Source organism: Saccharopolyspora sp. 7B (assembly GCF_020177435.1).
Classification (GTDB): Bacteria; Actinomycetota; Actinomycetes; order Mycobacteriales; family Pseudonocardiaceae; genus Saccharopolyspora_C; species Saccharopolyspora_C gregorii.
Genome location: NZ_JAIUKC010000280.1, coordinates 1 through 1370 on the forward strand (window position 1 = coordinate 1; position 1370 = coordinate 1370).

At 74.1% G+C, this 1370-nt stretch carries 1 protein-coding gene and 1 pseudogene; one reads left to right on the top strand and one right to left on the bottom strand.

Going from position 1 to position 1370, the window contains the following annotated elements:
• Positions 1-220 (top strand): annotated as a pseudogene (locus tag LCD33_RS28575) (putative sulfate exporter family transporter); the annotation flags it as partial.
• Between the two features lie 124 nt (positions 221-344).
• Here LCD33_RS28575 and LCD33_RS28580 read toward each other — a convergent pair.
• Positions 345-1313 carry an amidase gene (locus LCD33_RS28580; RefSeq protein WP_224978503.1) on the bottom strand — a complete coding sequence of 323 codons (969 nt, stop codon included), beginning with the start codon at positions 1311-1313 and terminating at the stop codon, positions 345-347.
• Positions 1314-1370: the final 57 nt, after the last annotated feature.

The following is a 1370-nucleotide window of genomic DNA, read 5'->3' on the forward strand; positions in this document are numbered from 1 at the left end:
GGCGATGGGGGTGCGGGTCACGGGTTGGGTGCCCGCGCCGGTGTTGGGGGTGGCGGCGCAGGTGTCGTCGGTGCTGTTGGCGGCGGCGCTGTTCGCGTTGGGCACGGCGGTGCGGGTGAGCGGGTTGCGGCGTGCGGGGCCGCGGGCGCTGCTGCTGGGGGCGTGTTCGACGGTGCTGGTGGTGGGCACGGCCGCGACGGGGATGCTGTTGGTGGCGTGATGCGCGCCCCCCCCCCCCCCCCCGGGGGGGGGGGGGGGCGGCCGGGGGGGGCGGGGGGGGGCGGCCCCCGCGTGGCGCGTCGGCTGGGCGTGGCCACCTGTTCGTTCTGGCGGGTGAGGGGCCGCTATCGGCGGGGGCGCTGCCAGGGGTGGGCTCGTTCGTAGGCGCGGCAGGCGCGCAGGACGCGGGCGTCGGAGTGGCGGGGTCCGACGATCTGCAGGCCGATGGGCAGGCCGTCGCCGGTGAACCCGCAGGGGATGCTGGCGGCGGGCTGCTGGGTCATGTTGAACGGGTAGGTGAACGGGGTCCACCCGGTCCAGCGTCGGCTGGTGGCGTCGGCGGGTGCTTCGAGGCCGGCTTCGAACGGGGCGATGCCGACGGTGGGGGTCAGCAGCAGGTCGTAGGTCTCGTGGAAGGCGCCCATGCGCTGGCCGAGGAGCATGCGGGTGTTGGTGGCTTCGAGGTAGTCCTGGGCGTCGTAGGTGAGGCCTTGTTCGACGATCTCGGCGAGCCCGGGGTCGAGCAGGGCGCGTTGGGCGTCGGTGAGGTGTTCGACGGATTTGGCGGCGCCGGAGAACCACAGCACGTGGAAGTCCTCGACGGGGTCGCTGAAGCCGGGGTCGGCGTGCTCGACGGTGGCGCCGAGTTCGGCGAAGGTGCGGGCGGCGCGGGTGACGGCGTCGGCGATCTCGGGGTCGACGGTGGCGAAGCCGAGGTCGGTGCTCAGGGCGATGCGCAGGCCGGCGACGCCGTCGTCGAGTCCGTCGAGGAAGGACTGCGCGGGTGGTTCGAGGGCGGACCAGTCGCGGCTGTCGGGTCCGCTGAGCACGTCGAGCATGAGCGCGGTCTCGGTGACGGTGGTGGTCATCGGTCCGGCGTGGGCCATGGTGCCGTAGGGGCTGGCGGGGTAGTGGGGGACGCGCCCGTAGGTGGGTTTGATGGTGCAGATGCCGCAGAAGGCCGCGGGGATGCGCACGGATCCGCCGCCGTCGGTGCCGATGGCCAGGGGCGCCATGCCGAGTGCGACGGCGGCGCCTGCTCCGCCGCTGGAGCCGCCGGGGGTGCGCTCGGGGTTCCAGGGGTTGCGGGTGATGCCGTTGAGGGTGTTGTCGGTGACGCCCTTCCAGGCGAGTTCGGGGGTGGTGGTCTA